Annotated in this window: 15 protein-coding genes; 11 read left to right on the top strand and 4 right to left on the bottom strand. The window is 37.2% G+C overall.

Annotated features, from left to right (window positions below; all coding sequences use genetic code 11):
- Positions 1-35: 35 nt before the first annotated feature.
- Positions 36-869, top strand: coding sequence for a glycerophosphodiester phosphodiesterase (locus ACWNMY_RS21385; protein ID WP_449540268.1), 834 nt, complete (start codon positions 36-38; stop codon positions 867-869).
- Positions 870-944: 75 nt separating this feature from the next.
- Here ACWNMY_RS21385 and ACWNMY_RS21380 read toward each other — a convergent pair whose 3' ends face one another.
- Positions 945-1826, bottom strand: coding sequence for a DMT family transporter (locus ACWNMY_RS21380; protein ID WP_449540267.1), 882 nt, complete (start codon positions 1824-1826; stop codon positions 945-947).
- 511 nt (positions 1827-2337) lie between these two features.
- Here ACWNMY_RS21380 and ACWNMY_RS21375 point away from each other — a divergent pair.
- On the top strand, positions 2338-2613 hold the full coding sequence (locus ACWNMY_RS21375) for a DUF1292 domain-containing protein (RefSeq protein WP_449540266.1): 276 nt from the start codon (positions 2338-2340) through the stop codon (positions 2611-2613).
- A gap of 210 nt (positions 2614-2823) precedes the next feature.
- Here ACWNMY_RS21375 and ACWNMY_RS21370 read toward each other — a convergent pair whose 3' ends face one another.
- On the bottom strand, positions 2824-3456 hold the full coding sequence (locus ACWNMY_RS21370) for a lysozyme inhibitor LprI family protein (RefSeq protein ID WP_449540265.1): 633 nt from the start codon (positions 3454-3456) through the stop codon (positions 2824-2826).
- 352 nt (positions 3457-3808) lie between these two features.
- Positions 3809-4093, bottom strand: coding sequence for a hypothetical protein (locus tag ACWNMY_RS21365; protein WP_449540264.1), 285 nt, complete (start codon positions 4091-4093; stop codon positions 3809-3811).
- 178 nt (positions 4094-4271) lie between these two features.
- Here ACWNMY_RS21365 and ACWNMY_RS21360 point away from each other — a divergent pair, with 178 nt between their 5' ends.
- The 6 genes from ACWNMY_RS21360 (at position 4272) to ACWNMY_RS21335 (ending at position 9274) form a co-directional block, all read left to right on the top strand.
- Complete coding sequence (locus ACWNMY_RS21360) at positions 4272-4820, top strand: cysteine hydrolase family protein (RefSeq protein WP_449540263.1); 549 nt, start codon at positions 4272-4274, stop codon at positions 4818-4820.
- A gap of 42 nt (positions 4821-4862) precedes the next feature.
- Positions 4863-6338: a nicotinate phosphoribosyltransferase gene (locus ACWNMY_RS21355; protein ID WP_449540262.1), complete on the top strand. Its 1476-nt coding sequence runs from the start codon at positions 4863-4865 to the stop codon at positions 6336-6338.
- Between the two features lie 45 nt (positions 6339-6383).
- Complete coding sequence (gene nadE / locus ACWNMY_RS21350; RefSeq protein WP_449540261.1) at positions 6384-7202, top strand: ammonia-dependent NAD(+) synthetase; 819 nt, start codon at positions 6384-6386, stop codon at positions 7200-7202.
- A 117-nt stretch (positions 7203-7319) separates the two neighbouring features.
- Positions 7320-8237: a WD40/YVTN/BNR-like repeat-containing protein gene (locus ACWNMY_RS21345; RefSeq protein ID WP_449540260.1), complete on the top strand. Its 918-nt coding sequence runs from the start codon at positions 7320-7322 to the stop codon at positions 8235-8237.
- Positions 8224-9078 (top strand): hypothetical protein, encoded by an 855-nt coding sequence (locus tag ACWNMY_RS21340; protein WP_449540259.1) that lies wholly within the window; start codon positions 8224-8226, stop codon positions 9076-9078. The genes ACWNMY_RS21345 and ACWNMY_RS21340 overlap by 14 nt, the downstream gene beginning before the upstream one ends.
- A gap of 31 nt (positions 9079-9109) precedes the next feature.
- Entirely contained in the window at positions 9110-9274 is a 165-nt protein-coding gene (locus tag ACWNMY_RS21335) for a hypothetical protein (protein WP_449540258.1), read from the top strand.
- A gap of 115 nt (positions 9275-9389) precedes the next feature.
- On the opposite strand, the gene ACWNMY_RS21330 is transcribed toward ACWNMY_RS21335, so the two are convergent.
- Entirely contained in the window at positions 9390-9611 is a 222-nt protein-coding gene (locus tag ACWNMY_RS21330; RefSeq protein ID WP_449540257.1) for a hypothetical protein, read from the bottom strand.
- Positions 9612-10179: 568 nt separating this feature from the next.
- On the opposite strand from ACWNMY_RS21330, the gene gltB reads away from it, so the two are divergent.
- The 3 genes from gltB to asnB all read left to right on the top strand — a co-directional run bounded on the left by gltB (position 10180) and on the right by asnB (position 18078).
- Entirely contained in the window at positions 10180-14667 is a 4488-nt protein-coding gene (gene gltB, locus ACWNMY_RS21325) for a glutamate synthase large subunit (RefSeq protein ID WP_449540503.1), read from the top strand.
- 70 nt (positions 14668-14737) lie between these two features.
- Complete coding sequence (gene glnA / locus ACWNMY_RS21320) at positions 14738-16081, top strand: type I glutamate--ammonia ligase (RefSeq protein ID WP_449540256.1); 1344 nt, start codon at positions 14738-14740, stop codon at positions 16079-16081.
- Positions 16082-16224: 143 nt separating this feature from the next.
- Complete coding sequence (gene asnB, locus ACWNMY_RS21315) at positions 16225-18078, top strand: asparagine synthase (glutamine-hydrolyzing) (RefSeq protein ID WP_449540255.1); 1854 nt, start codon at positions 16225-16227, stop codon at positions 18076-18078.
- Positions 18079-18103: the final 25 nt, after the last annotated feature.

The following is an 18103-nucleotide window of genomic DNA, read 5'->3' as shown; positions in this document are numbered from 1 at the left end:
ATATTGGTAAAATCGAAAAGATGGGATGGTATAGTTTGATAAAAAGATTTGTGATTCTTACACTACTTATATGCCTTGGATTTACAACAATCGCATTTGCACTAACAGAAACGAAAATTGTATCCAATGAAGCGGATAAATCTTTGATAATTGCTCATCGAGGAGCAAATGATCGGTTTAATGAGCATACATTAACAGCTTATAAAATTGCTTCGACTGATGGTGTAGATTATTTAGAAGTTGATCTGCGTATGACAAAAGATGGAGAACTTGTGGCCATGCATGACGAGACCATCGATCGAACAACAAATGGAAAAGGGAACGTTTCTAATTACACATTAGATGAACTAAAACAGTTCCATACAACATCAACTATTAATCATAAAGTAGTATCCGAAGAAATACCAAGCCTGCGAGAAATATTGGATGCATTTTCAGATACCGAGAATTTTTATATTGAAACAAGACTAGTGAATAATCAGGTAGCCATGGAGGAAAAAGTTCTAGAACTACTAAAAGAATATAACCTACTACATAGTGACAGGGTCATTCTGCAATCCTTTTCTACTGACAGTCTAGACAAGATTCAATCAATAGCACCAGATATCCCACTTACACTACTATATAAAAAAGGGCAATTTGATGTGGATACCGCTATTTCATCGAACTATTCTATGATAGGGATAGAATCAAGAGATGTAACACAAGAGATTGTAAAGAGGTTACAAGATAGCGGGAAGAAAGTACATGTTTATTTTACGAATAAGAAATCGCAAAAAACAGAACAAACGCGGATGAAAAAATTCAAGGTAGACGGTTATTTTACAGATTACATACTTTATACGAAAGAATTATTGCAAGATCAATAATTATAACCTTACGTTATTCCTTGCAACTAAAAAATGCTTAGATTTCGTCTAAGCATTTTTGTTATGAAGGATAATTTATACATCAAGAGTATGTACTGCTTTTTTTTCCTTTGAAAACGTCCAATTCACTAAAAAGATTCCAGCAAAAATGAAAAGAGCACCTAGATATACAAACCATTCTACAACTTCATTCAACAGAATCCAACCTGATAGTACGCCGAAAAACGGAGCTAAAAATAAGAAGGCGGATGTTTTTCCTGGGTCACCCGTATTAATCAAATAAAACCAAATTGCAAATTGCACAATAGAAGCCATGATGGCAAGCCATAATATGATAAATATAGAGGTTGCTGTAAACTGAATACTTGGTGTTTCAAGAGTGACACTCAGTAAAAGAAGAATCATTCCCCCAAATAACATTTGGTATGCCGTTAACACCCAGATGTTAAACCGCATACCCCATTTTTTTATTAACAATGTGCCAATCGACCAAGAGATAGAAGCACCTAACCCTAACAATATCCCGAATTCTAACTGTAAATGAAAGCCAAGCGTGATAAACACTCCTGAAAATCCAATAAGTACACCCAACCAATGAAATAGGTTATAACGGATTCCTAAAAAAACAGTACTTAAAATGACAACAAGTAATGGATTACTAAAGGTGAGAATTGATGATTCTCCTGCTGAAATTGTCCGTAGGCTTAGAAAGATACAGCCCATTACACCAGCTGTTTGAAAAAAACCAATCGTAATGATTCGGAGCCAATCAAGACTATTTCTAGGAAGTGGCTTCCTCCAAACCAACAAAGCCATTAGAATACCGGCTATTGTGAAGCGTAATCCAACTAGTAGCAGGGGTGATACATAGGTTAATCCAATTTTGCCAACCGCAAAGGAGGATCCCATTAATGCAGTAGTCGTAACCACAAGTACTCCAAATAAATATCGATTCATGTATGAACTCCATTTTTTCCCTATCATAACATAGGACAAGAGTTGGAATATACAATTTAAAAGAAAAAGGCAAGCCAGATATGGCCTACCTTTTCACAATCAATGAGTTTATTGGTGATACGTATTGAATATTCCTTTTTACGCTAGAGCTGGGATTCGTAATAAATAAGCAAGTCTAGAAGTTAACCTTCTAATAAAGATTGATACCTTTACGAACGAATAAAATAACTCTGGGAACAAGCGAAATAGAATATTCAATGTTTATCCCTCCACATTGATGTAGTTGTGAGAGTAAAACCCTACACAAGGTTAGTGTTAACAATTAAGCCTGAATTAATGAGTATGTCAAAAAGAAATTCTTATTATCACGGTAAAAAAGGGAAAGATAGCACTATATAAGGTATGATAGGAGTGAAAGAAAAAATATCAAAAATTTACCTATTTATGGTATTAATTACTTTCAGTACTGGAAAGATAGATAATGTACATACATTTTGGGGAGGAAACAAACATGGAAAATGTGAAAGTAGGAGAAGTATTTTCAATTAGCGATGAATCTGGAGAAGAACAAGATGTTGAAGTTCTTGGAGTAGTCACAATTGAAGGAACTGATTACGCGGCAGTTAGCTTTTTAGCAGATTTGGAAGAAGAAACAGAGGACGATATTGATATCTTCTTTTTAAAGATTGATGAAGAGGGTGACTTCTCAGCAATCGAAAGTGATGAGGAGTTTGAAAAAGTATCTGCTGCATTCGATGAAATTTTTGATGAAGAAATAGAAGATTAATTAGTAAAAAATGTGTTCACGAAACAATTATTACGGCTTTTACAATTGTTTCATTGAATATTTCACACGGGAAAGGGCTAAGAGGAACGATCTCTTAGACCTTTTTTTGTTCCTAATGAAGTATATTCATCTAAAACTATTTGTTGAGAAAATTTCTTTATAGATACTATTTCACGAGCCTCTAACTAGATGATTATGTGTGCTTCATTATTACATATACTTCGCAACTAACTCGTAGCATCTTTCTCTTGTAAGTTCTGCTTGTGTAGCTACATATTCTAATGCTTCTGTAGAACCGCCCTGATATTTTAATGATGACTCTTTCGCAACTTCATCTCTATGTATTACCCAATCACGTTGTTCAGCTTTTAATGATTCAAATTGTTGTGTAGTAAGCTGCGCTTTCAGTAAGCCGTATATTTCATTTAATTCATTATCCCATTTTTTATATCTTTCTTTTTCTTGTTGCTCCATTTCTACCGTTGTTGTTTTAGCCTCTTCGTTTCGATCAGCTTCTTCCATTTCATTTAGCTTCTTAAGATATTCATCTTTGCTGATTTGTGTACTGTTACTAGTAGTTGATGCTTCTTCATTCGTCTTATTGGTAGAAGTTTCTTCGTCCTGTTTAGTACCATCTTTTGACGGGTCTACGGCCGACTCTTTCTCTGAATCTGATACTTCTTTATTTGACGAAGCATGATCTGTTTCAGGTTGAGTGGAACTGTTATTTGATACTTGGGTACTAGATTTGATTTTGGTTTCATCTGCTGAATTTGAACATGCAGCCAACAAACCAACTACTACTGAAAACAATACCAGTAAGAATTTCCTATTATTTTTCACGATTAACCCTCCGAAAACTTTATGCTTATTTAGTTGTCATCCATGTACGTACTCATTAAATATGAATTTTCCCAACATTTTAATAGTAACATAATAAATGGATATTTAACCTTATGTTTCCTACTAAAGTTGCAATAAATTGGTCTTGTGAATTGACATATAAACTACCACTAAATTGGATATATATGTTAATATTAATAGAAATGATACTTATTAAGAGGATTCTATGAACATACCATTTATATAATCACACAAGTGGCAATGTATCTTTGTGCAGGTAGTTATCTACTTTTATTTATGGATAAGAATTTTGGGTAAGAATAGTAGGTGAAGGATCATACTCTTATAAATGTTATTCTCTCCATTCCTCGATAATTTTTTTCACTTTCTTTTTATCGATGATGTTAATCGCATAGTACGTAATTTCTTTACTTTGCATCTTCCGGACAGGATGATGTGAAACACCATATAAATCACCTAGAATCAACACGTCCTCCACTGTAAAACCAATTAGAATAATCATTGGTTTTTTATTTCCTGTCCATGTACCCTTTGTTCCTAAAACAACGGGAAGAGGTTTGCTTTTCTGATTCATATACTTATATACCCAATCCTGCTCAGTTATCGTTTTGAACATATACCCAACTCCACATCCAACTTTGCACTCATAAGATTTAACAAAAAAGACATATTCTATTCAAATTTACATGTAATTCATATAAAATGAGAGCTATAGCCTCATAATAAAGCAATGATATAAATGTTTCTTTGCTAAGAAATGTACAGCTTATTTATTGTTAATAGGAGGAATACATATGAAAAAAGCCTTGTTGAACATTGATTATACAAATGATTTTGTCGCTACTGATGGAGCATTAACCTGTGGGGAACCTGGACAAAAAATCGAGAGTGAGATCGTCCGGATTACAGAGGAATTTATCGCCAATGATGATTTTGTCGTATTTGCGATTGATATGCATACTGAAGGAGATCATTTACATCCGGAAACAAAATTATTTCCTCCTCATAACATTGAAGATACATCAGGTAGGTTACTTTACGGTGATTTACAGAGAGTTTTTAATGAGCAACAAGCAAATCCTAATGTGTTCTGGATGGATAAGACAAGATATTCTGCTTTCGCAGGAACAAACCTTGAGATAAAATTAAGAGAACGTGGTATAACTGAGGTACATCTCGTGGGAGTATGTACTGATATTTGTGTGCTGCATACTGCTGTGGACGCTTATAATAAAGGATTTAGCATTGTCGTTCATCATTCAGCAGTGGCAAGCTTTAACCAAGCTGGACACGAATGGGCACTGGGTCATTTTAAAGATTCTATTGGTGCAGAAGTTCGTTAAATAGAGAGACAGACGTGGGTTAATTACTGGAGGTAAATTTTAATGAACAAGTATTTGAAAGACGACAGCCTTGCATTACATACCGATCTATATCAAATTAATATGGCTGAAATATATTGGAGAGAAGGACTACATAAACGAAGAGCCGTTTTTGAGGTTAATTTTCGAAAGATGCCATTTGGGAATGGGTACGCCGTTTTTGCAGGTCTAGAAAGAGTGATTCAGTTTCTTGAAAACTTCTCTTTTAGTGAAACAGATATTCAATATTTAAGAGAAGAAGGATATAAGGATGATTTTCTGGATTATCTAAAGGATTTACGGTTTACTGGTACACTCCGCTCAATGAAGGAAGGCGAGTTAGTTTTTGCAAACGAACCAATCATTCGAATTGAAGGTCCTATTTGTGAAGTTGTTTTACTCGAAACACCTATATTAAATATTATCAATTACCAAACATTGATCGCGACAAAAGCATCAAGAATTAAGCAGGTTGTCGGGGACCAAACTGCAATGGAATTTGGGACAAGAAGAGCTCAGGAAATGGATGCTGCTATTTGGGGAACTAGAGCAGCATATATTGGTGGTTTTGATGCAACATCTAATGTTAGAGCTGGTAAAATATTTGATATCCCAATTTCAGGAACACATGCACATTCTATGGTACAAGCATATCGTGATGAATATAAAGCATTTAAACATTATGCACAAACACATAGGGACTGTGTGTTTCTAGTTGATACATATGACACGTTAAAATCCGGTGTTCCTAATGCAATTCGAGTTGCAAAGGAAGAAGGCGACAATATTAACTTCATTGGAATACGGTTAGATAGTGGTGATTTGTCCTATTTATCGAAAGAAGCGCGAAAAATGCTCGATGAAGCCGGTTTTAACGATGCAAAAATTGTCGCGTCAAATGATCTTGATGAACATACAATCATCAACCTAAAATCCCAAGGAGCTAAGATTGATTCATGGGGTGTTGGAACTAAATTGATAACTGCCTATGACCAACCAGCTTTAGGCGCGGTGTATAAACTTGTCTCCATTGAAGATAAAGAGGGGAATATGGTAGACACTATCAAAATAAGCGGAAATCCAGAAAAAGTGTCTACACCAGGTCTAAAGAAAGTATATCGCATTATTAATATGGCCAATCAAAAATCAGAAGGTGATTATATCACCCTCGAGCATGAAAACCCTGGAAACGAAGAACGTATCAAGATGTTCCATCCTGTACATACGTTTATTAGTAAATTTGTAACTAACTTTGAAGCAAGAGAATTACAGCATACTATCTTTGAAAATGGCCAGCTTGTATATGAGGTGCCAACTCTTCAGGAAATTCGTGAGTTCCTTGAGGAAAACCTAACTCTTTTATGGGACGAATATAAGCGTACTACATTACCAGAAGAGTATCCTGTCGATCTTAGTCAAGCATGTTGGGACAATAAAATGAAGAGAATTGAAGAAGTAAAGCTAAATATAGAAGACATGATTAAGAGAATTAACCAATAGCAGTTGTTGCATAAATGGAACCATTCATATATGGAGGGGATGCTCATGAGTATTCAGCAACGAATTATGAAAGAATTACATGTAAAAGCTACAATCGATCCTAAGGAAGAAATAAAAAGTAGAGTACAATTTTTAAAAGAGTATCTTAAAAAAAGCAAGACGAAAGGCTTTGTGCTAGGTATCAGCGGAGGACAAGATTCAACATTATCTGGAAAGCTATGTCAAATGGCTGTTGAGGAACTGCGGGAAGAAGGATATGATGCTACTTTTATCGCAGTTCGTTTACCGTATCACATGCAAAAGGATGAAGATGATGCACAAGCAGCGCTTTCATTTATTAAGCCAGACCGAGCAATTACCTATGATATCGCTAATACAGTCGATGCCTTTGTGTCAGACTACAGCCCATCTACATCAGAAGAGTTAAGTGATTTTACGAAAGGAAACGTAAAAGCAAGAGTACGCATGATTACCCAATATGCAATCGGGGGCATGCACAATCTACTAGTGGTTGGAACCGACCATGCAGCCGAGGCAGTAACTGGCTTCTTTACGAAATATGGGGATGGTGGGGTAGACCTTACGCCATTAACAGGTCTCACGAAGCGTCAAGGGCGTACTCTTCTCAAGGAATTAGGGGCTGAGGAGCGTCTTTATTTGAAAGTTCCAACAGCGGATTTATTAGACAATAAACCACAGCAAGCAGACGAAACAGAGCTTGGCATCTCGTATGACCTACTAGATGATTACTTAGAAGGTAAACAAGTTCAGCCAGACATTGCTAATAAAATTGAAACGCGCTATTTTATAACACAGCACAAGCGAGAGCAACCAGCAAGCATGTTTGATACTTGGTGGAAATAACACTAAGCCTGTACCCCGGTATGATCATAATCGAGGGACAGGCTTTTTTTTGAAACAGATACTTGTTATTGGAAACTTTTGTTAAAATGTAGGTAACAAGGGAAAAGGAGACTTTCAATGAAAAACGTAATTATCGGCATTTCATGTCTCATAATACTTATTTTAAGCATTTCACTTTTTACGTATGAAGAATCACTTACTCTTTATACTCCAACACAAGATATAGAAGAGTCTACAGATGAGATATCTAAGGATGGTACCAAATTTGAGGAATTACGACCAATCATCGTAAGTGATTCCATAGGGTATTCCTTACAAAATAACGAGCTCAATGTTACATATGACAATGGAGAAAATTGGACGAGTGTTCCAATCTTCGTGGATGCACTATTTACCGGAGAATATAGAGGAAATAAACAAGAGCTAATTGAGAATAGTTATATTTTGACAGAGGCTAGAACTACATTTTTATTAGCTGAAGATTCGATTAAAATAGTCACTTCGTTGGATCAGGGGAAAAGCTGGAAGAAGTCGGTTGTTACCGAAACTTTCCCACCTCTTCGGTATCGAAAGGTAGACTTTCTGACTGATCATTTTGGTTATGTCATTCTATCTGGCGATCGTACGATGTCTCAAGAGTGGTCAACTGTTTTCGTTACGAATGATGGCGGACAGAGTTGGAGAGAGGCATCTCAATCAGGTACAACGAGGTTACTTTACGATGGCGGCTTTGTAGATGAACGCACAGGGTTCTTGTCTTACGGAATTATTAATCCAGAAACACCTGATTTGTATGTAACCCTAGATGGAGGATCTTCCTGGACAAAGGCGAACATTGTTATACCAGAAAAATACAATAAGATTTTTGTTACTGCTGAAATACCTTACAAAGAAGATGGCAGTTTAGCAATGCACCTTAATCAAGGTCCAAATGGTGACTATAAAGGGGGAAACGTAAAAGGGAAATTTGTTTCAAGGGATAATGGCTTAACATGGGAATTTGTTATGGAGGTACCACCAAATGCAACCGAATAAGAATCAGTTGTTAAAAATAGGAGGATGGTTGTTATTCCTTCTCGCCTTAGGTTTATTTTTTGTCCAAATTGGCTACTCTTTTCTCCATACAAAATACGAAATGGAATATAGTGATAATCGGATATTTTATTTTATTAATATAACAATAGCATTCTTACTAGCATCAGCTCTACTCCTACTACTAAACGTAAATAAGAAATGGATCTTCTTTGGTTCTTCTCTATTGCTTGTTTTTATAACGATAAATGGTGTGGGAGTTTACAATCATAAAATTAACCACATTGTGAGTATTTCTGCAGACAATAACCATGTTTTTGTATTGAAAGAAGATACGACAAATGGTGAATCTACTTATTATCGAACCTACTACGGGTTATTTGCTCGTAAAGCAGAAACATTACCCTATAAAACAAAGAGTGCATTCAAGGTAAAATGGGTAACAAATGACGTTGCAGCTCTGACATACAAAGCGGAAGATCAAAAAGTCCATCAATTTATTGGTACATACGGAGATCGAGGTGGGGGAGGCTCTTATTATTATGTTGGTCCGTCCATTTATGGGGAATGGAAGGGTGATACAAGTCATGTTAGTAGTTCGTCAGAAGGGATCACAGTTACAACCGACAGAGAAATTGAAACATTCACTTGGGATTCAATTGTCCAATTTGGTACGTTGGCAGTTGTATTGGTTAAGGATCAAGAGGCTAAATGGATGATTGCATTAAATGAGGATTTTAAAATAGATTCATCTACAAATGAACCACCTAAAGGTACTATTAGCCTTTACAAAGCTACGATGGAGGAAGAGAACTCAATTATTCAACTTGTACGAGAAAAATAGAAGAATACCTGTCTAATGGGGAGGAGATACAATGTTTGATGTAGTCCCAGCTATCATTAATATCGTATTTTTTGTATTTATTATTTATTTAATTTCACGTGTGGCACAACACTTTCATAATACAAAAGTCAAATTAAATGAAATTGACCAAAAGCTTGATGAAATTAAACAACTCATTTCTGAAGAGAAAAAGTAAGGTGCGATTGAATTACTTGAGTGAGCTTTATTATTAGTGATTTTGTAGCCCATGCTACTCACACAACTCATCAAAAGAACGCACCATGTAAAGTGCGTTCTCGAAAGTCATACTATCATCGTCTTTTCTTTTTCTTATCATCGATTAGTTTTTTACCTTTTTGAATGCGGTCTAATGCCACATGGATTTGTATATTTTTATCATCAATGGCTGTTACACTTGTGACCTTACCTTTACGTCCCTTAATTTTTATATCTTCATCAACAATTGGTACACGTTGTACAAATTGAGTTAATACGTGACTTCTATTTTCATAGTAATGAATAAAATACATCATACTCACCTTCTCGTAAAGATTTATAAAAGCCCAAAGATTTTTCTTGATAATATATGAAACAAATCAATTTTGGTTATTAAAAATAATAATAAATGTTGTTATTTTAATACCTCAATTCAAACCAACATTAGTTTCGTATAATCATATTATGTAAACTACTAATGTAAAACGTATTCTCCTACAAGGAGGGTACGTTCTTTTTTTACAAACAATCCACAATTGTCCACTTTCAATAAAAATTCATATCATTATTAGATTGGTTTAATCAATAATCAATATAAGGCCTATAAAACCCTTGAAACTACAAGCCTACCAATTTATCGGACTATCAATTTCATGCGACAAAACCCTATAAATCAATACTTTTTAAGCAAAAATACATAAAAAACGGACAAATATCCTATAGTTATTCATTTTATTAATCTCAAAATTAGATTGATTTAATGAAATATTGATATTGTTTAGATTAATACTTATGCCATACAATAAATTCCAAGAGGGAAAACGATTTCGAAAATTTGTAAATCATTTTCTAGCTATTAGATTAACAAATGGAAAGGGTGACATGATGCAACAATACAAACAACCAAATAAACAGGGTCTGTATGATCCGAAGTTTGAACATGACGCTTGCGGGATTGGATTTATCGCCAATTTGAAAGCTGAGGCTACCCATCAAACGGTTACGCAAGGTATTTCCATGCTTTGTCGATTGGAACACCGTGGTGCGCAGGCTGGTGATTCAAAAACTGGAGACGGCGCAGGGATCTTAACACAACTCCCACATTTGTTTTTCCAAAAGGTTTGTTCAGAAGTGAGCATAAAAGATCCAGGTAGTTATGGAGTGGGAATGGTATTTCTTCCTCAAGAGCCTTTACTCAGAAAACAATATGAGGAAGAGTTCCAATCAGTTGTTGAAGAAGAAGGACAAGAGGTACTCGGTTGGAGAACAGTACCTGTTCAGGATAATACTATTGGGGAAAGCGCGAAGCAGAGTCAGCCTTTTATTCGTCAGCTATTTATAGGTAAATCGGAAAATGTCAGAACTGAAGAGGAGTTTGAACGAATTCTATACGTTATTCGAAAGCGAGTAGAAAAGCGTATTCGAGAACAACAATTTGCAGATAGTGATTCATTTTATGTAGCAAGTTTATCTGCAAGAACGATTGTTTACAAAGGAATGTTGACTCCTGAGCAATTAGATCACTTTTTTCTTGATTTACAAGATGAGGCGTTTCAATCATCCTTTATCCTCGTTCATTCCCGCTATAGTACGAATACATTCCCTAGCTGGAAACGAGCACATCCAAATCGAATGTTAGTTCATAATGGGGAGATTAATACTCTTGATGGGAATATCAACTGGATGAAAGCACGTGAGCAAATGATGGAGTCACCTGTTTGGGGAGATAAAATCAAGGAACTCCTTCCCATTATCGATCAGAATGGTAGTGATTCAGCGTCTTTTGATAATGTTTTAGAATTCCTAATCCAATCCGGAAGATCGTTGCCACATGCTGCGATGATGATGGTTCCTGAACCTTGGGAAAAGGACACATCAATGGACGAATCTGTAAAGGCGTTTTATGAATACCATAGTCATCTAATGGAGCCTTGGGATGGGCCAGCAGCCTTTGCTTTTTCAGATGGCCTACAAATTGGAGCCATGCAGGATCGTAACGGACTTCGCCCAGCACGTTACTATGTAACTGTTGATAATACTGTCATATTTGCATCAGAGGCTGGGGTTATCGATGTAGAACCTGATCAAATTCTGGAAAAGGGCAGATTGAGTCCTGGAAAAATGCTACTGATTGACTTGAAGAACAAGAGAATCATTCAGGATGAAGTTGTGAAAAAAGAAATTGCAAATGAGTACCCTTATCGCGAGTGGTTAGAAACCAATCGTTCACATCTTAACCACCTACCTGTTTCACATCAAGAACAACATACGTTTTCTCTTAGTACCTATCAGCATGCATTTGGATATACAGTGGAGGAACTGTCACAAGTAATTGGAGCGATGGCTTCAGACTCTAAAGATCCTATCAATTCAATGGGAAATGATATGCCGCTAGCCGTTCTATCAAATCATTCACAGCTTTTATACAACTACTTTAAACAGTTGTTTGCACAAGTTACGAATCCGCCAATTGACGCGATTCGAGAAAAGTTTGTTACATCCACAACATCTTTACTTGGTGCTGAAGGAAATCTTCTACAGCCTTCAGAAGAAAGCTGTCGACAGATACGGTTACAGACACCCATTTTGTCAAATCATGAACTAGTTAGTCTCGAACAAACAAGCACATTCAAGGTAAAAGAAGTTCCAATTGTGTTTAACGCATCCGACAATGAAGGAGTTTTAGAAACGGCATTACAAGACTTATTTTCTAAGGTCGACGAGCTCATACAAGATGGCTATACTTTTATCAAATTGTCTGATAAACACGTTACGAACGAATACGCTCCGATACCAGCATTACTTGCAGTTAGCGGGCTTCATCACCATCTTGTTCGTCAAGGAACAAGAACAAAAGTGAGTATCCTCCTAGAAACGGGTGAAGCGCGAGATGTTCATCAATTAGCAATGCTAATCGGTTATGGTGCAGATGCTGTAAATCCATATGTAGCATTAGCTAGTATACAAGAGTTGGTAGAAAAAGACGAACTTCAAACAGATTTAGAGAAAGCCGTACAACACTATATCAAAGCAGTAACAGACGGTATTCTTAAGATTATGTCAAAAATGGGAATCTCGACAATCCAAAGCTACCGAGGTGCACAAATATTTGAAGCCGTTGGAATTTCAGAGAACGTGGTTAATCAGTATTTTACTGGAACAGCCTCAAGCCTAGGAGGTATTACCCTAGATATAATTGCGAAAGAAGTCATTATGAGACATCAAATTGCCTTTAGCGAAGAGGAATCAAAACTCAAGCCAGGTAGTGATTTTAAATACCGAAAAGACGGAGAACTTCACGCTTTTAATCCACCCACAATTCATGCACTTAAAAATGCTTGTCGGAAAAATGATTATGAGCTTTATAAAAAATATGCTGAAAAGGCAAATCAAGAACAGCTAATTTTCATTCGTGACTTATTAAAATTTAAAGAAACGACACCGATCCCTCTTGATGAAGTAGAGCCTGTAGAATCAATACTCCGACGTTTTAAAACAGGAGCAATGTCGTACGGTTCATTAAGTCAAGAAGCTCATGAAACATTAGCGATTGCAATGAATCGAATCGGCGGAAAAAGCAATAGTGGAGAAGGTGGAGAACATTATGACCGATTTATCCCTGATGCAAATGGGGATTCCAGAAGAAGCGCAATTAAACAAGTAGCGTCTGGAAGGTTTGGTGTTTCAAGCCACTACCTTGTAAACGCAGACGAAATTCAGATAAAAATGGCACAAGGAGCAAAACCTGGTGAAGGTGGACAGCTACCTGGAAACAAGGTATACCCGTGGATTGCAGAAGTACGTGGATCTACTCCAGGTGTTGGGTTAATCTCACCACCGCCACACCACGATATTTATTCAATTGAAGACCTTGCTCAACTTATTCATGATTTAAAAAATGCGAATCCAAATGCAAGAATTAGTGTGAAGCTTGTAGCAAAAGCAGGTGTCGGAACGATTGCAGCTGGTGTTGCAAAAGGATTAGCAGATGTCATTTTAATTAGTGGGGCTGACGGTGGAACAGGGGCAGCACCAAGATCAAGTATTAAGCACGCTGGGATGCCTTGGGAGATTGGTTTGGCAGAAACCCACCAAACACTTGTACTTAATGGGCTTCGTGAAAAGGTTGTTCTTGAGTCAGATGGAAAAATGATGACAGGACGCGATATCGTCATGGCTACATTATTAGGTGCTGAGGAATACGGTTTTGCTACATCTGCCTTAGTCGTATTAGGATGTGTACTTGTTCGACAATGTCACTTGGACACATGCCCTGTAGGAATTGCAACACAAGATCCAGAGCTACGCAAGAAATTCTTAGGGAAACCTGAACATGTTGAAGCATTTATGAGATTTATCGCGCAGGATGTGCGTGAAATCATGGCCCAATTAGGCTTTAGAACCATTAATGAAATGGTGGGTCGAACTGACTTACTTGTCCCAAGCGACCGTGCTACGTCGCATTGGAAAGCAAAATATCTAGATTTAAAGAAAATCTTGCATCAACCAACTTTAGGAAAAGGATCCTTGTACAATCAGAAACAACAGAACCATGGGTTAGAGAATTCTCTTGATTATCAAGAATTATTCAAGGTTTGCAAACCGGCACTTGATATGCAGCAAAGAGTGAAGGCAGCCTTTTCAATCAAAAATACGAACAGAACGGTTGGTACAATGCTTGGCAGCGAGATTTCAAAGCGCTATGGCCGAGAAGGACTACCCGAGGATACAATCCAGCTTTCATTTAAAGGATCTGCAGGTCAAAGCTTTGGCGCATTTATCCCTAAGGGTATGAGCCTTGCTCTTGAAGGCGATGCAAATGACTATGTTGGAAAGGGATTATCAGGTGGAAAAATCATTGTTTATCCAGGTGAAAACTCTATTTTTGTTCCAGAGGAAAATACGATAATCGGTAATACAGCATTTTACGGGGCAACCTCAGGAGAAGCTTATATTCGCGGGCTTGCAGGTGAGCGCTTTGCTGTAAGAAATAGCGGGATGAAAGCCGTTGTGGAAGGAATCGGCGACCATGGGCTTGAGTACATGACAGGTGGAATTGTAGCCGTACTTGGCAGTGTTGGCAAAAACTTTGCCGCAGGTATGTCAGGTGGTACTGCCTTTATATTCACAGAAGACTATGAACAATTCCATACAAATTGTAATCACATGCAAGTGGATATTGACCCTATGGAAAAAGAAGATCAACTTCAACTTCGGGGACTAGTAGAAAAGCATTTTACCTTAACAGGTAGCACAAAAGCTTCTTATATCCTTAACCACTGGGACCAACTTCTAACAAAATGGGTAAAAGTGATTCCGAAAGAATATAAGAAAATTTTACAAAGTCACGTAAAAGATACCTTACTGAAATAACACTGATTCCTATTGGACGAAGTGATTATTATATCAAACTACTAAACTTACTTTTAAGGGAGGAAATGACATGTCACCAGTACATTCATATTCAAAGGAACAAATTACACAAATAGTAAATGAGGAAAATGTTCGTTTTATTCGTTTACAATTTACCGATTTATTCGGTCAAATAAAAAACGTTGAAATTCCAGTAAGTCAGCTTGAGAAAGCATTGGATAATAAGATGATGTTTGACGGATCATCAATCGAAGGCTTTGTACGTATCGAAGAATCTGATATGTATTTATACCCTGATTTAGATACATTTGTTATTTTCCCTTGGACTGCTGAAAAAGGAAAAGTAGCTCGATTCATCTGTGATATTTATCATCCAGATGGAACTCCATTTGAGGGTGATCCAAGAAGTAATCTAAAAAGAATACTAAATGAAATGAAGGCACTTGGCTTCACAGATTTCAATGTAGGGCCAGAACCAGAGTTCTTCCTATTTAAATTAGATGAGAAAGGGGAGCCAACTCTAGAATTAAATGACCAAGGCGGTTATTTTGATCTAGCACCAACTGATTTAGGTGAAAATTGCCGACGTGATATCGTGCTTGAATTAGAGGAAATGGGATTTGAGATTGAGGCTTCTCACCATGAAGTGGCACCAGGTCAGCATGAAATTGATTTTAAATACCAAAATGCATTAAAAGCATGTGACGATATTCAAACCTTTAAGCTAGTAGTAAAAACAATTGCTCGTAAGCATGGACTTCATGCAACATTTATGGCAAAACCACTATTTGGTGTGAATGGATCTGGTATGCATTGTAACCTTTCATTATTTAGTAACGGGGAAAATGTCTTCTACGAACCAAACGGAGATTTAGAATTGAGCGATACAGCAAGACAATTTATTGCAGGGATTATGAAGCATGCAACGAGCTTTACAGCTGTAACAAATCCAACTGTCAATTCTTACAAGCGTTTAGTTCCTGGCTATGAAGCTCCGTGCTATGTTGCTTGGTCAGCAAGAAACCGAAGCCCGCTTATTCGTATCCCGGCATCACGCGGATTAAGCACACGTGTTGAGGTTCGAAGTGTAGATCCATCTGCGAATCCATATATGGCAATGGCTGTTTTACTTGCAGCAGGGCTTGATGGTGTCAAAAATAAATTAACGCCACCAGCACCGGTCGATTCGAATATATATGTAATGTCAAAAGGAGAAAGAATTGAAAATGGAATTGTAGACTTACCAGCAACCTTAGCAGCTGCTTTAGAAAATCTAAAGAAAGATGAAGTAATAACAAATGCGTTAGGCACCCATTTAGTAGAGCATTTTATTGAAGCGAAAGAAATTGAATGGGATCAATTTAGAGTATCTGTTCACCCTTGGGAAAGAGAACAGTACATGAAGCAATATTAATCAAATAGAAGAGCTTCCTTAACTACCCAAGCCTTAACATTATTCAGTTGAATGTAACCTTATTGATATTAAAAAAAATCCTACTTCCACTAAAAAGGACTTCAACTGGATAATGTTAAAAAAATAGGAAAGAGTGATGACAATTGTGTGGAATAACAGGATTGGTTGATTGGCAACAAGATGTAAAACAACAACAGGTTTTCACAGTCAAAAAGATGGCGCAAACATTATCGAAGCGCGGTCCAGATGCTTCGAATGTGTTTAGCGATCAACATGCTGCACTAGGTCATACAAGACTCATTGTTGTCGATCCAGTCGGAGGCGCTCAGCCAATGACAAAACAGTCAAATCAAGGAAAATCATATACAATGGTTTACAATGGAGAACTTTACAACACCGAAGATCTCCGTAAAGAATTACAAAAGAGAGGTCATATTTTTCAATCTCATTCCGATACGGAGGTACTTCTTACTTCCTATATTGAGTGGGGTGAGAACTGCGTTGACCATCTGAATGGCATTTTTGCCTTCGCTATTTGGGTGCACCAGGATGAAAAGCTCTTTATGGCACGAGATCGTCTTGGAGTAAAACCATTATTTTACAAACATGACAATCATAGACTCCTCTTTGGCTCAGAACTGAAAGCCATTTTGGCTCACCCTCAAGTAGATGCTGAGGTTGATCGCGAAGGACTTCAGGAAGTTTTCGGATTAGGCCCTTCCCGAACACCTGGAAGCGGCATTTTTAAAGGAATTAATGAGTTAAGACCTGCGCACACTCTTCTTTTTACCCGAAATGGCATGAAAATCACACGTTATTGGAATGTAAAAAGTCACGCACATCAAGATTCCTTTGATGAAACAGTTGAAAAAGTTAGATACCTTGTTACGGATGCAGTTGAAAGACAGCTTGTCGCTGATGTTCCTGTTTGTACATTTCTATCGGGTGGCCTTGATTCAAGTGCCATAAGTGCAATCGCTTCTCGTTATTTTGAAAAGGAAGGGAGAGGCCGTCTTCATACTTATTCGATTGATTATGAGCGTAACAGTGAATTCTTCGAATCTAGTATGTTCCAACCTGAAGAGGACCGACCGTGGATTGAAAAAATGGTCCAATACTCGGGTGTCAAACATCATTCTAAGGTGATTACACAGGAAACGTTAGTCAAATTACTCGAGGATGCCGTCATTGCAAGGGATTTACCAGGAATGGCAGATGTGGATTCTTCTTTGCTTTGGTTCTCTGAGGAAATCAAACAGAACTTTACAGTTGCGCTTTCAGGCGAATGTGCAGATGAAATCTTTGGGGGATACCCTTGGTTTTATAGAACAGAATTACTTCAGGATGACCATTTTCCATGGATGAAGTCTGAAGAAGAACGCCATAAGCTACTACTTCCACATTGGCAGAAAAAGCTCAAATTAGGAGATTATGTGAGAGATAGATATAGAGAAACAGTGAATGAGGTTCCTAGATTAGACGGAGAAAGCCCGTTAGAGGCACGACGAAGAGAAATGTTTTATATGAATATGCTATGGTTCATGTCCACGCTATTAGAGAGAAAAGACCGAATGAGTATGGGAGCTAGCCTCGAAGTACGTGTACCATTTGCAGACCACCGTCTAATTGAATACGCTTGGAATATCCCTTGGGATATGAAGATGCATGACGGTCGTGAAAAAGGGATATTGCGAAAAGCACTAGAAGGAATCCTTCCAAATGACATCTTATATCGAAAGAAGAGTCCTTACCCAAAAACCCACAACCCAGAATATTTACGACTCGTAAAAAATATGCTTACAAACATCATTGATAACAAAACTTCCCCGCTGCTGGAAATCGTTTCAAAACAAAGGGTTAAGGAAATTATTGATTCAAATGGATCCTCCTTTAAAGTCCCTTGGTTTGGCCAACTTATGACAGGGCCTCAGCTTATTGCTCATTTATCCCAAATTAATATGTGGCTTGATCACTATAATGTAAACATTATTGATTAAACTGTCTAAAAAAAGAGAAAGAACG

It is taken from the genome of Ferdinandcohnia sp. Marseille-Q9671 (assembly GCF_976954385.1).
Note: the sequence above shows the minus strand (reverse complement) of the source record. Positions and strands in the feature narration are given on the sequence as shown.

Coding starts and splice junctions, on each gene's coding strand:
- ACWNMY_RS21380 (WP_449540267.1), bottom strand. CDS start 1,826: ATGAATCGATATTTATTTGGAGTACTTGTGGTTACGACTACTGCATTA.
- ACWNMY_RS21375 (WP_449540266.1), top strand. CDS start 2,338: ATGGAAAATGTGAAAGTAGGAGAAGTATTTTCAATTAGCGATGAATCT.
- ACWNMY_RS21365 (WP_449540264.1), bottom strand. CDS start 4,093: ATGTTCAAAACGATAACTGAGCAGGATTGGGTATATAAGTATATGAAT.
- ACWNMY_RS21360 (WP_449540263.1), top strand. CDS start 4,272: ATGAAAAAAGCCTTGTTGAACATTGATTATACAAATGATTTTGTCGCT.
- ACWNMY_RS21355 (WP_449540262.1), top strand. CDS start 4,863: ATGAACAAGTATTTGAAAGACGACAGCCTTGCATTACATACCGATCTA.
- nadE (WP_449540261.1), top strand. CDS start 6,384: ATGAGTATTCAGCAACGAATTATGAAAGAATTACATGTAAAAGCTACA.
- ACWNMY_RS21345 (WP_449540260.1), top strand. CDS start 7,320: ATGAAAAACGTAATTATCGGCATTTCATGTCTCATAATACTTATTTTA.
- ACWNMY_RS21340 (WP_449540259.1), top strand. CDS start 8,224: ATGCAACCGAATAAGAATCAGTTGTTAAAAATAGGAGGATGGTTGTTA.
- ACWNMY_RS21335 (WP_449540258.1), top strand. CDS start 9,110: ATGTTTGATGTAGTCCCAGCTATCATTAATATCGTATTTTTTGTATTT.
- ACWNMY_RS21330 (WP_449540257.1), bottom strand. CDS start 9,611: ATGATGTATTTTATTCATTACTATGAAAATAGAAGTCACGTATTAACT.
- gltB (WP_449540503.1), top strand. CDS start 10,180: ATGCAACAATACAAACAACCAAATAAACAGGGTCTGTATGATCCGAAG.
- glnA (WP_449540256.1), top strand. CDS start 14,738: ATGTCACCAGTACATTCATATTCAAAGGAACAAATTACACAAATAGTA.